The 14,951-nt window shown below is 68.6% G+C and carries 7 protein-coding genes and 1 riboswitch; of the genes, 3 read left to right on the top strand and 4 right to left on the bottom strand.

Translation table 11 applies throughout. The features are described from left to right. Positions 1-66 precede the first annotated feature (66 nt). Positions 67-1,542, top strand: coding sequence for a M28 family peptidase (locus tag JGU66_03405; GenBank protein ID MBJ6759794.1), 1,476 nt, complete (start codon positions 67-69; stop codon positions 1,540-1,542). A 56-nt stretch (positions 1,543-1,598) separates the two neighbouring features. Here the strand turns inward: JGU66_03405 and JGU66_03400 are convergent, their stop codons facing one another. Further along, positions 1,599-2,036, bottom strand: coding sequence for a hypothetical protein (locus JGU66_03400; protein MBJ6759793.1), 438 nt, complete (start codon positions 2,034-2,036; stop codon positions 1,599-1,601). Positions 2,037-2,259: 223 nt separating this feature from the next. Next, positions 2,260-2,331, top strand: a riboswitch (S-adenosyl-L-homocysteine riboswitch). A gap of 86 nt (positions 2,332-2,417) precedes the next feature. Between JGU66_03400 and JGU66_03395 the strand changes: the two genes are divergently transcribed. Continuing rightward, complete coding sequence (locus JGU66_03395) at positions 2,418-3,848, top strand: adenosylhomocysteinase (GenBank protein MBJ6759792.1); 1,431 nt, start codon at positions 2,418-2,420, stop codon at positions 3,846-3,848. 306 nt (positions 3,849-4,154) lie between these two features. Further along, on the top strand, positions 4,155-4,799 hold the full coding sequence (locus JGU66_03390; GenBank protein MBJ6759791.1) for a hypothetical protein: 645 nt from the start codon (positions 4,155-4,157) through the stop codon (positions 4,797-4,799). A gap of 845 nt (positions 4,800-5,644) precedes the next feature. Here the strand turns inward: JGU66_03390 and JGU66_03385 are convergent. The 3 genes from JGU66_03385 to JGU66_03375 form a co-directional block, all read right to left on the bottom strand. After that, positions 5,645-9,652 (bottom strand): PPC domain-containing protein, encoded by a 4,008-nt coding sequence (locus JGU66_03385; protein ID MBJ6759790.1) that lies wholly within the window; start codon positions 9,650-9,652, stop codon positions 5,645-5,647. 85 nt (positions 9,653-9,737) lie between these two features. Beyond that, positions 9,738-12,728 carry a PPC domain-containing protein gene (locus tag JGU66_03380; protein MBJ6759789.1) on the bottom strand — a complete coding sequence of 997 codons (2,991 nt, stop codon included), beginning with the start codon at positions 12,726-12,728 and terminating at the stop codon, positions 9,738-9,740. 141 nt (positions 12,729-12,869) lie between these two features. After that, positions 12,870-14,939: a glycosyltransferase family 39 protein gene (locus JGU66_03375; protein MBJ6759788.1), complete on the bottom strand. Its 2,070-nt coding sequence runs from the start codon at positions 14,937-14,939 to the stop codon at positions 12,870-12,872. Positions 14,940-14,951 lie beyond the last annotated feature (12 nt).

The following is a 14,951-nucleotide window of genomic DNA, read 5'->3' as shown; positions in this document are numbered from 1 at the left end:
CACACAACTCGGGGTGGGCTCGCGCGGATAATGTGGGGAGCGCGGTTTCTCCCCCGGACTTCCATCATGGCCACGAAGATTCAAGACAGCTCGCGTCCCCGTCTCAATGTCTCGCGGCCCGCCGCTGAGGAGACGCAGGGCGCGGAGGCGAAGTCCCAGAGCCGCCCCCTGGCGTTCAAGGACGGTTTCGAGTCCGCGGTCCAGCTGCCCCGGCTGCCGGCCCCGCCGCCCCCTCCCACCTCGAAGCCGCCGAAGACGCCGCCCTCGAAGCCGCCGAAGACGCCGCCCTCGAAGCCGCCGAAGACGCCGCCCTCGAAGCCGCCGCAGGTGCCGCCCTCGAAGCCGCCGCAGGTGCCGCCCTCGAAGCCGCCGAACGTGCCGCCCGAGGGAGGCCCCTCGAAGCCGCCCGCCTCGGCGGACTCGGATCCGATGAAGTACATCGAGTACCTGTCCTCGGACGCGCTGAAGGGGCGCGACAGCCCCTCGGCGGGCCTGGACGCGGCCTCCGCGTACGTGCAGGACCACGTGAAGAAGTACGGGCTCGTGGGGCCGAACTCGAACAACCCCGAGAACCCGTTCCAGCAGAAGTTCAACGTCTACTCGTTCCTGGGCACCCCGGCGGCGAAGGGCGAGCTGCACGCGCCGCACAAGGACTTCGGGCACAAGACGTTCGAGGAGGGGTTCTACCTGGACGACCAGATGCCCAAGGACACCCTGGCCACGCTCAACCGCCAGTATGAGAGCGCGATGAAGGCGACCGGGCAGGCCACGGTGGCGCCGCGCTCGGGCAAGCAGCGCAGCGTGGAGGAGCTGCGGCAGGTGGCCACGGCGACGGGGCAGGCGGTGAACACGATGGCCATGCTGCCCGGCACCGGGCCGCACAAGGACGAGGTCATCGTGGTGATGGCCCACCTGGACCACGTGGGCACGGACCGCCGGGGCAACGTCTACAACGGCGCGGATGACAACGCGTCTGGCAGCGCGGTGCTGATGGCCTCGGTGCCGGAGCTGGCCGAGATGCAGAAGAACGGCAAGCTGGACCGCTCGGTGCTGTTCATCTGGACGGGGGCCGAGGAGAAGGGCCTGGTGGGCTCGCAGTACTTCGTGGACCACCCCATCCCGGGGCTGGAGGCGAAGAACATCGCGGGCGTCATCAACACGGACATGGTGGGTCGCTGGGATGATCAGCGCCTGTCCGTGGTGGACACCAACACCAAGGGCCAGCCCAACTACTTCCACGACCTGGTGGACCAGGCGAACCAGAAGCTGGCGGATCCGTTCGACCGCATCAACCGGGACATCAACGTCTACCGGGATCGCCAGGACGGTGCGTCGTTTGGTCGCAAGGGCGAGGACGTCCTCTTCCTCTTCGAGGGCCTGTCCAACCCGAAGGGCGGCGGCGACCTCATCCCCGAGTACCACGAGCCGGAAGACGACATCGGGAAGATCATCGAGGACAACGGCGGACAGAAGCCGCGCCGCATCAAGGACCTGCTGGTCAACGTCATCGGGATGGCGTCGAACCGAGTGGTCGAGCAGTGACCTGGGGGCGCTGCCGCCTCTCTGGGGGAGAGGCGGCACGTGCCCGGTACGGCGGGCTACTCCTTGTTGAGCAGGCCCAGGGACCAGCCCTGGACCTCGGACAGCCGACCGCGCCACCAGATCTGCGGCGGCTGGAGGACCCCGTTGGGGCCCACGATGCGCGCGTCGCGCAGGTGGATGAAGGTGAGGGGCTCATGGGCCGCCTCCGCCTTCTTGGCGTCGTAGACCTGCGTGGCCATCGTCTCGTACTTCGCCTGGAGGGACGCGGCGGCGTCGCCCGCGCCCGCGCGCTTGAGGGCGCTGGAGAAGGTGGACCCGAAGTTCTTGATGAACTCCGCGCCGGACACCAGCTCGCCGGACACCTGCGTGCCGCCGACGGTCAGCGTGATGCCGACGTTGAGCCCGTGGTCGTTGACCATGCTCAACAGCAGCTCCAAGAACCAGTCGTGCGGGGTCGACGTCTTCGAAACCTGGGATGCACCGTGGGTCGTCATGGGTCCTCGTTGGGGACTGGGGGAGACAGCACCGGCTACCGCTCGATGGCACGGCACCATAGCGGTCGACTCGGTCCGTCCACCAGTCAGCCGACGCGTCGCCCTGCTGCCTGGGGCCGCGCGACCCCGGAAGTGGCGGGCGGTTCACAGTCGGACGCTCTCCCTCCCCGGCGGGAGGCATTCTCCCTTTGAAATTCAGGGGGGCTTCCCGTAGTTTCCCCCGGACTTCGAGGAGCGTTGCGAGGCCGGTTGGGCCCCAGGCTCGAAGCGATGGACCCAACGGCGCTCACCTGTACGCGTTGCTCGCGAGGGTGAGTCCGCTGAAGCGGCTCGGCCGGACCTCGTCAGCGCGCGGCGCAACCTGGATCAGGAGCCATTGCCATGACCGCTGTGACCAAGACGCAGAAGCAGGACCACGCCATCGCCGACCTCTCCCTGGCGGCGTGGGGCCGTAAGGAGATTCGCATCGCCGAGAGCGAGATGCCCGCGCTCATGGCCATCCGCGAGGAGTACGCCAAGCAGCAGCCCTTGAAGGGCGCCCGCGTGACCGGCTCGCTGCACATGACCATCCAGACGGCGGTGCTGGTGGAGACGCTCCAGGCGCTGGGCGCCGAGGTGCGCTGGGCCTCGTGCAACATCTTCTCCACGCAGGACCACGCGGCCGCCGCGCTGGTGGAGGCCGGCACGCCGGTGTTCGCTCACAAGGGCGAGACGCTGAAGGAGTACTGGGACTTCACCCACCGCATCTTCGACTTCGGCCCGGCCGGCACCGAGCACGAGGGTCCGAACATGATCCTCGACGACGGCGGTGACGCGACGCTGCTCATGCACCTGGGCAAGCGCGCGGAGAAGGACGCCAGCGTCCTGGCCTCGCCGCAGAGCGAGGAGGAGCGCGAGCTGTACAGCGCCATCAAGGCGAAGCTGGCGCAGGACCCGACGTGGTACTCGCGCAAGAGCGCCAAGATTCTCGGCGTCACCGAGGAGACGACCACGGGCGTGCACCGCCTCCAGGAGATGTCGGCGAAGGGCACGCTGCTGTTCCGCGCCATCAACGTCAACGACAGCGTGACGAAGAGCAAGTTCGACAACCTGTACGGCTGCCGCGAGTCGCTGGTGGACGGCATCAAGCGCGCCACGGACGTGATGATCGCCGGGAAGATCGCCGTGGTGGCGGGCTACGGGGACGTGGGCAAGGGCTCGGCGCAGGCGCTGCGCGCGCTGTCCGCTCAGGTGTGGGTCACGGAGATCGACCCCATCTGCGCGCTCCAGGCGGCCATGGAGGGCTACCGCGTCGTCACCATGGACTACGCGGCGGACAAGGCGGACATCTTCGTCACCGCCACGGGCAACAAGAGCGTCATCACCCACGAGCACATGGCGCGGATGAAGGACCAGGCCATCGTGTGCAACATCGGCCACTTCGACAATGAGATCGAGGTCGCCTCGCTCGAGAAGTACAAGTGGGAGGAGATCAAGCCCCAGGTCGACCACGTCATCTTCCCGGACGGCAAGCGCATCATCCTGCTGGCCAAGGGCCGGTTGGTGAACCTGGGCTGCGGCACCGGTCACCCCAGCTACGTGATGTCCAGCTCGTTCGCCAACCAGACCATCGCGCAGATCGAGCTGTACTCGCACAGCGACAAGTACCAGGTGGGCAAGGTCTACGTGCTGCCCAAGCACCTGGATGAGAAGGTCGCCCGGCTCCAGCTCAAGAAGCTCAACGCGCAGCTCACCGAGCTGACGCCGGAGCAGGCCACGTACATCGGCGTGCAGAAGAGCGGCCCGTACAAGCAGGACACCTACCGCTACTAACCCCAGCGGTGCCCGAGGCCGCTCCCCTCCTGGGGGCTGTCTCTGAAGAATGCAGCCAGGGTGCCCTGGCTGCGACGTACAGGACGGCGAGGGAGCTGCTCGCCGTCTTGTCGTAGCGGGGGGCGCCGGCGCGACAGCGCTCGGTCCAATGACCGTGGGCGCTCCCGGCTGGGTGAAGTCGCGCTCCCCTCGCCTCGAGCGCGGGCCACTCTGAACGTTCGGCCTGTCGCGTTGTTTTCCCGTCCCTCAACCACGGACAGCCCCTGAGCCTGTGGCCAGCTGAAACGAACTGGTACCCTCCGAAAAATGGGCAAACGTGAAAAGCCACTCGGGACGATCGGCTCAATCAACGCCTTGCTCACGCTCGTTCTCCTCGACAGCGAGCAGGTCCCCCACTGGGAACCCCTGGATGAAGAGGCAGAAGGCGACGACATTGGCGGGCACCCGCAGAAGGTCACCGAACTCTATGAGGACGAAGACTTCGTCTCCGCGGAACTCGAGGTCGGCAAAGGCAAGGCCCTCGTCCTCAGCCTCGAGGGCGTGACCGGCGAAGCTGAAATCCGGCGTCTCGAGGATGGAACTCTCGCGTTGCTCGAACCGCCCCGCGACTGGTGGGACGATGAGGACAACTACGGAGGACGGAAGGACGAGGTTGCACAGCTCTTCGCGGACGCTCTCAGCAGCGCCCCGAAAGGCGGAAAAGAGAAGCGTGCAGGAACGATTCTGGTTTCGTCTGGGAAGCTGGTTGTTTTTGATTCGAACGAGAGCCTGGAATCCGCTCCGAAAGCCGCCAAGAAGACCACGAATGAGAAGGTCGTGGGCTTCGGTGAAAACGATGGCGGTGTCGTGCTCGGGCTGGCGCCCGGGCAGTACGTCATCGGGCGGCGCGTGATCGCGCCCAAATGGGCGGACGACCAACGCCTCGTCATCGCGTATCTGCGCCGAGCGTGAGCCAGGGACTGGCCCGGGTCTCCTGTTCGGAACACAAGCCGGTAGGCCGAACGTTCAGTTCGGCCTCCTCCGCATCGAACGAGGTCGCTGGATGGGAGCGGCCTCGGGCGCCGTTGGGCTCAGCGGGCCGCGGCGTGATTCAGCGCGAGGTGCCCTGGCACCACCCGGCGGAGCTGCAGGTGCGCCGGCCATCACACTCGCAATTGCTCGTGCAGCGGTTCGAGCCGCGCGGGTTCCAAGCCTCGTTCCAGTAGTAGTTCGGGCTGGTGCAGCTCACTTGAGGGCGCGCGGTGCCCTGGCACCATCCGCTGGAGCTGCACGTGCGCATGCCGTCGCATTGACAGGAATTTGAGCAGCGATTGGACCCTCCCGGGTTCGTCGCCTCGTCGTGATAGTAATTGTAGAACTTGCAGCCGGCGAGCTCTTGCGCTTGTGCCGAGACATCGGATTCTTCCTGTGCGTAGGACGTTTCCGGCGCGGTGCTCTCCGAGGGGCTTTCGACCCCACAACCGGAAGCGAAGGCCAACGCCCAGGACATGGCGGACAGAACGAGACAGCGCGCCGCGTGACGATGGATATTCAAGCACTCCTCCACAGCGTGAAGACATCTGGCTGAGACGGCCAGCGCTCCCATAACTCGCGGCAAAAGCTGACAGCGCGGTGAAGCTTGGCGTTGCTCGGCCAAGAACGTTCCGTGCGTTGCTCAGTGCGCACCGGGGGAATCGAAGCGCGCGGCAGCGGACGTCCGGGGGACGTGGGTTCGAGGAATGTGTCGGGCGCTCGATGCGGAAACGCAAAAGGGCCCGGCGACGCACAGGCGTCACCGGGCCCGGGTGCTTCAGGGACTACTCGTAGATGCCCACCACGCCCGTCGATGAGGCCACGCCGGAGAGGCGCACGTACCAGGTGCCCGCGGCGGGGTTCTGGAAGGTGCAGGTCTCCGTGCTGGTGCCCGCGTTGTTGGACAGACAGTCGTAGTCCGTCTGCGTGGCGGGGCTTCCCAAGAGGACGCGCAGGTCAATGCCGGTTCCGCCGCAGGACGCCGTGCCCTGGGTGTTGAACGTCAGCTTCGTCGCCCCAGCGGGGACCTCCAGCTTGTACTGGAGCGGCGCGCTCGCGTTGATGCACGACGGGTTGATGACGAGCGCCCGGCTGACCAGAGGCTGGATGCCGTCGGGCGCGCCCACCGCGTCGTAGTCCGCGCTGAGCAGCGCGCCGCTGAAGGTGCCGCTCAGTCGCACGTACCAGAGGCCCGGCGTGGGGTTCTGGAACTCGCAGGCGCGCCGGCTCGTCGTCTTGACGGTGCAGGCCGTGTCGCTCGCGGTCGGCAGGGCTCCGGCGCGCGCGGTCATCACCGCGTTCGCGCTGGCGCCGAACAGGTCCAGGCTGAGGAAGCCCTGACCCGCCGGCACCTCCACCTGGAAGTACTGCGCCTGGTCCGGCGTGCTGGAGAGGTTGGGCACCGGGGCGCCGCGCGCCAGCGGGAAGACATCTCCCTCGTTGGAGTACGTGCCCGTCAGGCTGGCGCCGCTGAAGGCATACGCGCGACCCACCGCGACGAACCAGGTGCCCGCCTCGGGGTTCTGCACCACGCACGTCGCCACGTTGCCCGAGGTGCCCTCCGCGAGGCAGGCCGGATTGGCCACCGTGGGACGCACGCCGCGCTGGATGTAGAGGTCCGCGAAGCCCTCTCCGCCCGACAGGTTGAACTTGAGCAGGGATTGGCCGGCCGGGACCTCCAGCTTGTAGCGCTGCACGGCGTAGCCCTCGCCGTGGAGGCCGTTGACGGCGACTCCTCGGGTCAGCTCCGGGATTCCTTCCCCGGGCGTCTGCGCGGACGTCGCGGTGAGGACCGCGCCCGTGAAGGCCGCGGAGACGGACCGGACCGCCGCGTACCACGTGCCCGCCTGCGGCTGGCTGAAGGCACACGTGTCCTCGGCCTTCCCCACCACTTGCACGGTGCAGTCGGACGTCGTGTTGTCCGGCGGCGTGCCGTAGCGCACGAAGAGGTTGGCCGTGCCCGTCGTGTTGCGCAGGTTGAAGGCGAGGTCGCTCGTGCCTGGGGCCACGTCGAACTGGTAGAGGCGCTGCTCTCCCAGCGCTCCGGAGATGGAGACCTCGGACACGCCCGAGGTGAGCGTGCGCGTGGTGGAGGTGGTGGCCCGCACGCGGCCCTGGAAGCCATCCGCCGCCTTGACCATCACGTACCAGAGGCCCGAGGCCGGAGCCTGCACCGCGCACGAGGCGCCGGGCTGAGCCTGGGTGGAGATGGCCGTGCACTTGTAGCTCGCCGTGGTGGGCGCGCTGCCCTGCTTCACGTACAGCTCCGCGTCCTGCTGCGTGAGCAGGTCCACGGTGAGCAGCGTCTGTCCCGCGGGGACGTTCAGGGTGAGGTAGCGGTAGCGCCCCGCGAAGTCCGTCAGCGCGAGCGGGACGTTGTCCGCCAGCGTCAACGTGGAGCCGGGCAGTCGGTCCGCGCTGGCCCGGAGCGTGACGTCGGTGGTGTTCGCCGTCGAGTTGCTGGCCTGGAGGAACCAGGTGCCTGCCTGGGGATTCGCGATGACACAGCGCCGCTCACCGTCCGGCTGAACCACGTTGCAATCCACGGTCGACGTGGGGGGAGCGCCCCGCAGAATCTGGAGCGTCGCCGCCGAGCCATTGCCGAGGCGGCCCTCCAGGGTCAGCGCGGACAGGCCGCTCGGCACCTCGACGCGGAAGAACTTGCCCCAGCCGTACTGCGAGGAGGGCAGGGGGCCCACCCACTGGTTCATGGGCAGCTCGGGGTACTGCTGGAGGGAGACCCGCAGGCCCGCGCCGGAGTAGTTCTCGCGACCGCGAACGCGCACGTACCAGGTGCCCGCGGCGGGCGCGGTGATTTCACACGCGCTCGTGCAGGTGCTGCCTCCTGTCGCGGGCGGCTTCGCGCCAGCCTGCAGCAGATAGGCGGCGTTGCCATCGCCGGGCAGGGGCTCGAACTTCAGGGTCTGCATGCCCACCGGCACACTGAAGCTGTAGAACCGATCCACCATGTACGTTCCGGACAGGTCCGTCACCCACTGGCCGACGGTGAGCGGCTCCGTGGGCAGCTCCGGCGCGATGGAGGAAGAGGTGGCGCGGACGAAGAAGTCCGCGACCTCCTTGGTGGCTCGCATCCGCACGTACCAGATGCCCGAGACAGGCAGGTCGAACACGCAGCTGGTGCGCCCGTCATACAGCGTGGTCTGGCAGTCATTGTAGTTGGACGTGTCCGCGGGAACGGGGCGCGTGCCCGAGCGGATGGCGATCCACGGCTGGCCCGTGCTGCTCGTCATGTCGAAGCGCAGGCGGCGCTGACCCGAGGGGACGTTGAACGTGTAGTAGCGGTTGTCATCCGGGGACGGGGAGATGCCGCTCAGCGCCTGACCGTTGAGCAGCTCCACCGGCGCGCTCACCTCACCGGAGTACCAGACGCGCACCGTGGCATTCAGCCGGATGCTGGAGGCCGTGGTGGCCAGCACATACCAGGTGCCCGCTTGCGGCTCGTTGACCTCGCAGCTCGAGGTGGACGAGCAGGCATAGGTGCTGCTGTTGGTGGGAACGGGCTGGGCGCCATAGGCAAGGTAGACCGTCGGCGAAACCTGATTGTCGCCGCGGTTCACCGAGACGCGCAGCTTCCCGGCGTTGGGCGGGACGGACATCGTGAAGACGCGCGTGTCGCTGGTGTTCATCAGCGTGAACCCCGAGGACGGCTTGCCGGGTGTCAGCGCTTGCGGCGCGAGCGCGCCATTCGCGTAGTACGCCTGGAGCGCGACGGCGCTGAAGGCGGACTTGGCGTGCAGCTGGATGTACCAGGTCCCCGCCTGCGGGTTGTTGATGACGCACTCGTCGGTGGCGTACGGCTGCTCGGAGAGGCAGTCATACGTCGTCGTGGTGGCGCGCTCGTTGAACCGCACGTAGAGGTTGGAGTTCTCGGTCATGCCGCTCGTCGTGCGGACGCGGAGCACGGTCTGCCCGGGCGGAACCTCGATGGCGTAGTTGAGCAGCTCGTTGACGCTGGCGCTCAGCGGGCTCTCCACCCGGTCATTGCCCAGGAACATCACCGGCGTTCCGTCCGCGCCCTGCATGCTGCTGGTGACGCGCACGTTGGTGTAGTCCGAGGCGCCGCGGAGCATGATGTACCAGGTGCCCTCCTGGGGATTGGTGAAGTTGCAGCTCTCGATGGACGAGTCCCATTGCGCGGAGGTGCACGCGGCCGCGGTGGTCGTCGGAGGCGTGCCGAACGAGACATACAGGTCCGGGTTGCCCGAGCCGCCCATCGTTCGCACATGCAAGGCCGTCTGGCCCGCGGGCACCGACACGGTCCAGTAGCGCTGGCTCCCGGTCGTGCCGCTCACCGTGACGAACTGTCCGCTGCCGAGCACGTTCGCCAGCGGGGCGTACTCGCCGAGCAGCGAGACGGTGGCGAAGGCGGCGTAGCCTCGGACCATCACGTACCACGTGCCCGCCTCGGGGTTGTCGATGGCGCACAGCTCCGTGCTGCCAGCGGCCGTGGACGCGCACCGGTAGGACGTGGTGGTAGGCTCCGCGCCGAACTGCACGAAGATGTCCGCGTCTCCCGTGCCGCCAGACGTCTTGAAGTTGAGGACCTTCTGACCGGGCGGCACCGTGAGCGTGAACAGCTTCTGCTCGTCCTTCGCGCCCGACACGGAGGTGGCCTGCCCCGCCGTCAGCGCGACGGCCGTGAGTGTGGCGCCGCCGATGGCCTTGCCAGGGGTTTCTTGCGCCGGAGCCGGGCGGCTCGCGGCGGGACCGCATGCGCTCAGGCACAGCCCGAGCAGACATCCAAACCAGACGACCCAGGACCGCGAAGACATGACGCCATCCTCGTGCCGGGGCGGAGTCGCGCCGGCGCGTGTGGAGAGGGAAAGAGAACGCAGGGGAGCAGCGGCACGGGCGGGGCTACTCATGGGTCACCCGCAGCTCGACGGGGCTGGAATCCTTGCCGTAGACGTCGAAGTACCAGAGCCCCGCTTGGGGATTGGTGAACGTGCAGGAGTCTTCGGAGCCGGAGATGGTCGAGCTGCAGTCATAGGTGGAGACCGGCGCGTCGCCTCGGCGCACGGAGAGGTTGGTCGCTCCCGTGGTGACCTTCGGGAGGCCCACGGTCGACACTTCGAGGAGCGTGGCCCCGGTGGGCACCGACACGACGTAGTAGTGCGAGCCTGTCCCCGGAGGGACACGATTGCGCGAGTCCATCAGGATGGGCTCGATGCCGGACGCCGCCTGGGTGAGTTGATCCATCCCCGTGAGGGTCGCGCCGCGGTACTTGCCCGTCAGCAGCACGTACCAGGTGCCCGCGGCCGGCGCCGAGACAACGCAGTCCATGGACTGGCTGCTGTAGCCATACGTGCAACGCGTATCCGCCAGCGTGGGAATGGCGGCGCGCTTCACGCGCACCTCCGCGTCCTGCAAGGTGCCGGCGACGTGGACGCGCAGCTGCGTGCGTCCGGCCGGGATGTCCATGGCGAAGAGGCGAGGAATCGTGCCCTCCGCCGTGAGGTTGGGAACGGGGGTGTGCGGCGTGAGCGGCGCGGCGTCCGTGTCCCGGCCATGGCGCCCAGTGAGGTAGACGCCGTTGAAGTCCGAGGCCGCGCGGACGAGCGCGAACCAGGTGCCCGCCTGGGGTTGGTCGATGACACAGCGCTCACCCGTGGTGGCCGGGGCCGCGTGGCACACGGCGTTGGTGGGCGTGGGGCGCGTGCCGGATTGGACATACAGGTCCAGCGAGCCCGTGCCGCCCGAGACATCGAACTCCAGGCGCTGCTGCCCGGCCGGCACCTCCAGCTTGTACAGACGATAGGCGCCCACCTTGCCGGTGAGGTTCACGCGCGCCACGCCATTCTCCAGCGCCTCCACGCCTTCGCCGGGAGTGGCCGAGGTCGTGGCCTGGAGACGCACGTTGGAGAAGTCCGTCTTGCCGCGGGCGAGGATGTACCAGCGGCCGGGTTGAGGATTCGAAATGGCGCAGGACTCCATGGGCGCGTCCGGCACGTCCGACTTGCAGTCGAAGTCCGCCGAGTTGGGGATGCCCTCTCTCTTCACCAGGAGCGCCACGTCGCCCTGGCTCCAGACGTCCCAGCCGTTCATCACCTCGGAGAGCTGCACGAGCAGATCGCTGGTGCCCGCGGGGACATCCACGGTCCACAGGCGCGTCGAGTTCTGGGTCCCTGAATAGGCAGGCTCCACCCAGCCGCTGAACAAGGGATAGGGCTGGGCGGTGGTGGCGCGCACCACGGCCGTCATGGGCACGGGCGCGGTGACCATCGCGTACCACGTCCCCGCGGCGGGGCGCGCGAAGCCACAGCGGCGCGACTCGGTCGGTGACCCGTAGTTGGCGTAGCACGCGGCGTCGAACGTGGTCGGCTCGCGTCCGTATTGGACATACATCGACGCGATGGCGGGCGCGGGGAGGCGGGCATACAGGTCGAAGACAACCTGCTCACTGCCCGGCGGGACCTCGAACCGGAAGTACTGACGCGTGTCGGCGGGCACGGACAGACTCACCGGCGCGGTGTCGACCAGGTCCGTGGTCGCCAGGTCACTGCGCTCCATGGCGGCGAGCAGGGTGGCCTGGGTGTTCGCGGCGACGTTGAGCGTGATGAACCACGCACCGGCCTGGGGCTTCGTGACGGTGCAGCGATTCTGGCTGCACGTGGACAACGGGGAGGCGGACCACGAGCCGTAGCGCAGGGCCATGCTCACCGCCGTGCCGAGGGTGGTGGTGACCGTCAGGCCCTTCGCATCCGCCGGGACGTCGAGCCGGTAGTACAGCGTGCGGGCCTGGGGCACCGCCGTCAGCGTCTGCGTTGCGCCCGATGCCAGGGGCGCGATGGGCGCCAGCGTGGCGCGCACGCGCGTGTCCGCGGCGGTCGCGTTCGCGCGCACGCGCACGTACCAAGGGCCGGGCTCCGGCGTGGAATAGAAACAGCTGCTGGCTGTGCTGCCCGAGCAGTAGCGGGCGTCCGTGGGCGTCGGGCGACCCTTGGTCTTGACATAGACATCCGCCACGTCAGGTGTGCCGGACAGCTCCATCGTCAGCCCCACCTGGTCCGCGGGCACGTCGACGCGGAACATCGCGTCCTGGGTGGGCGTGCTGGCGAAGGGCGTCCACTGCCCATCCGCCAGGACGACCTCCGCCGTCTCCGCGCTGGGCGTGTAGGTGCCCTGGACCTTGTAGTTGGCAAGCGCGCTCTTGGCCTGGACCGCCACGTACCAGGTGCCGGCGCGAGGCTGATTGACGACGCAGCTCGCGGTCCCCGAGCGCAGGTTTCCAGTGCAGTCCGCGGACAGCGGCCAGGGCTTGTTGGCGAAGTTGGCCAGGAGCACCGCGTCGCCCGTGCCGCCCGTGAGTTCGAAGGCGACTCGGCCCTGCCCGGCGGGAACCTCGAGGGTGTAGTAGCGCGTCTCCTCGGCGGGGACCGCGATGCCCGTCACCGGCTGGGCCGAGGTGAGGGCCATCACGCTCGGGTCAGGCGCGGGCGTGGTGACCGCCGTGAGGGTGACGCCAGTGAAGGCGGCGGTGCCTCGCACGGTGATGAACCACATGCCCGCGGCGGGCGCGGTGATGACGCACTGCTCGGTGGCGGTGGTCGTCTTGGAGCGGCACGTGTAGCTGGTCAGCGTGGGCTGGGCCCCGTATTTCACATACAGGTCCACGTTGGTCGCGTTCGCCAGCGTGACGGTCAGCTTGGACTGTCCGGTGGGCACCTCCAGCCCGAAGACGGTCTCTCCGCCCGAAATGCCTGACAACTCCTGGCGAGTCTCTCCCTGCGTGAGCAGGGGCACTTCCGCGCGGGTCGAGGGTTCAGGGACCGGGGCTTCCTCTCCGCGGTCGCACGCGCTCGCGAACATGAGCGCGCCCAGGACTGCGCACATCAGACTTCGACGCATGGTTTCTCCTCGTCGTCGGGACTGGCCGAGATGGCCTGAAAACCCGAATGCGACGCGGAGTGTAGAACGTGGTCTGACATGGCGGGCCAAAGGCAGCCATGGCCAGACTCTCAGCGCATGCGAAAGGGCGGGGCGCGCCGCTCAGGGAGCGGCGGGAGGGACGGCCACGCGCTGGCCAACGCTGCCCAGCTCCAGATAGGTGAGCTGAGAGAGGCGAGGCCCCACCGTGGACAGGATGAACCAGCTCGCGGCAAAGAGGGCGGGCGGCTGGCGCAGCGAGGCGGAGAGGGGCAGCTCGCGCTCCTCAATTCCATCCTCCGAAGAATGGAAAGTGACGCGCAATGTCTGGGCTGGGCCAAGCACGCGGACATAGAAGGCATAGCGGTCCTGGCCGCCGCCCGCGTCGCCCGCCGCATAGCCAAGCACCTCCAGGTTCCCCTCGCGAAGGGACAGCGGGGTCACGCCTTCCGGCAGCGCGGGGGGCGTGGGGCGCGGCTCCTCCAGGTCATAGGCACGCATCGCCGCGTGGGCGGGGACGCCAGGCACGGGCGCGTACGGCTCCGCGAGAGGTGAGACGAGGTAGGGGTGGTAGCCACGCGAGCGCGCGAGCGGGACGTCCGGCGGCACGCGATAGGCCATGCGCCCGCTCCAGAACATGAGGCTCAGCGTCTCGAAGGTGAGCGGTGGATCCATCTCCACCGCCTCGAAGAGGACGCTGCGCGCGGGCGTGGCCTTGGACAGCGCGAGCCCGACCTCGCGCGAGGAACTCACATACAGCTCCTGCGCGTGCGCGTCCTGATAGCGCGCCTTCTCCCTCGGCACGTCGATGAGCAATTGCCACGCGAGGAACGCCGAGGCCGGGATGCCGACGACGGCCGTCAGCCACGGGGACTTGCGCGACAGCAGCCAGATGACCAGGCCGAGCGCCGCCGCGGCGGAGGCCAACATCAGGCCCTCGGCGAGCCCCGGCCACGTGCGGGTCTGTTCCAGCCGAGGTGAGACGGGGATCATCTCTCGGATGCGCGTGAGGACGGGCAGGTGGCGGATGGCCCACGGGGTCGCGAGCCCTCCCGCGAGGAGGGCGGCGACCACCGGCTGACGTCTGGCATCCGAGCCGATGATGACCAGGGCCGCGAGCGCGCCGGGCACCGCGCCCCAGGCGATGGCGGGCACCTTTACCGCGCCCAGGGAGAGCACGAGCCAGGTCGCGCCCACCCACAGCGAGAGTCCCACGACCTCCAGCTCACGCCGCCGGACGGCGCGCACCAGCAGCGCGCAATAGGCCAGCAGGAGCACCACGCCTGGGATGGGCTGGAAGCTCGTGGTGTTGACCTCGTTGATGATGGCGTCGAGAGGACGGCGCCAGGGGCCCACGTCCACCGACGGGTCGTCGAAGAGGTGCGCGCGCGTCACGCGGGATTCGAGCGCGTGAAGCTCGGGCCACTTCCACGCGGAATAGAAGCTCCACGGCGCCGCCACCACCCAGGCCGCGGCGAGCATCGCCACCACTGTGCCGAGCCGAGGTCCCTCGCAGAAGCGGAGCCGGCCGAGCACCCACAGCGAGACCGCCACGCCCAGTGGCGTGAGCGCCAGGCCCGTCTTGCACAGGAAGCCCAGCCCCACCACGACGCCCGCCGCGAGTCCCCAGCGCCAGGACTTCTCCCGCGTGGCGTGGAAGAGGAGCGCCGTCGCCACGGCGTTGCAGCCCGCGAGGGTGCAGTCCGTCACGTCCCCGAAGAAGCGGCCCTGCACGAGCTGCCAGCCGAAGGGGAGCGCGAGGAAGGCCGCCGCGCCCACCAGCGCCCAGGTCCGTCCCGCGGGCCGCCGCGCGATGAGGTACAGCGAGACCGCCGCCGCCAGATGCCCCAGCAGCGACGCGAGCCGCAGCGCCAGCGGCGTCACGCCGATGACCCGCATCATCATCGCCGCGAACCAGAACGGGCCCGTGGGCTTGTGCATCCAGACGTGGGCCGCCCACCAGTGGCGCGGATCGCTCGGGTAGAGCGGGTCCTTGTAGATGTGCGGCGTGAAGAACGTGTCGAGCGTGCCGCGCGCGGCGGCCTGATGCATCGCCTCATCCCAGTTGTAGATGGCGGGATGGGCCAGATGCGGCGCGAGCTGCGCGAGCCCCCAGACGACCAGCGCCGCGAGCAGCACCACGTCGAGCTTCGTTCGAGAAGGGGCGGAGCCGGGGTCGGAGGGAGTGCTCATCGAGAAGGGGCA

The organism is Myxococcaceae bacterium JPH2, from assembly GCA_016458225.1.
In the GTDB taxonomy this organism is placed as follows: domain Bacteria; phylum Myxococcota; class Myxococcia; order Myxococcales; family Myxococcaceae; genus Citreicoccus.
The sequence above is the reverse complement of the archived record's forward strand: the minus strand, read 5'-3'. Positions and strand labels throughout refer to the sequence as shown.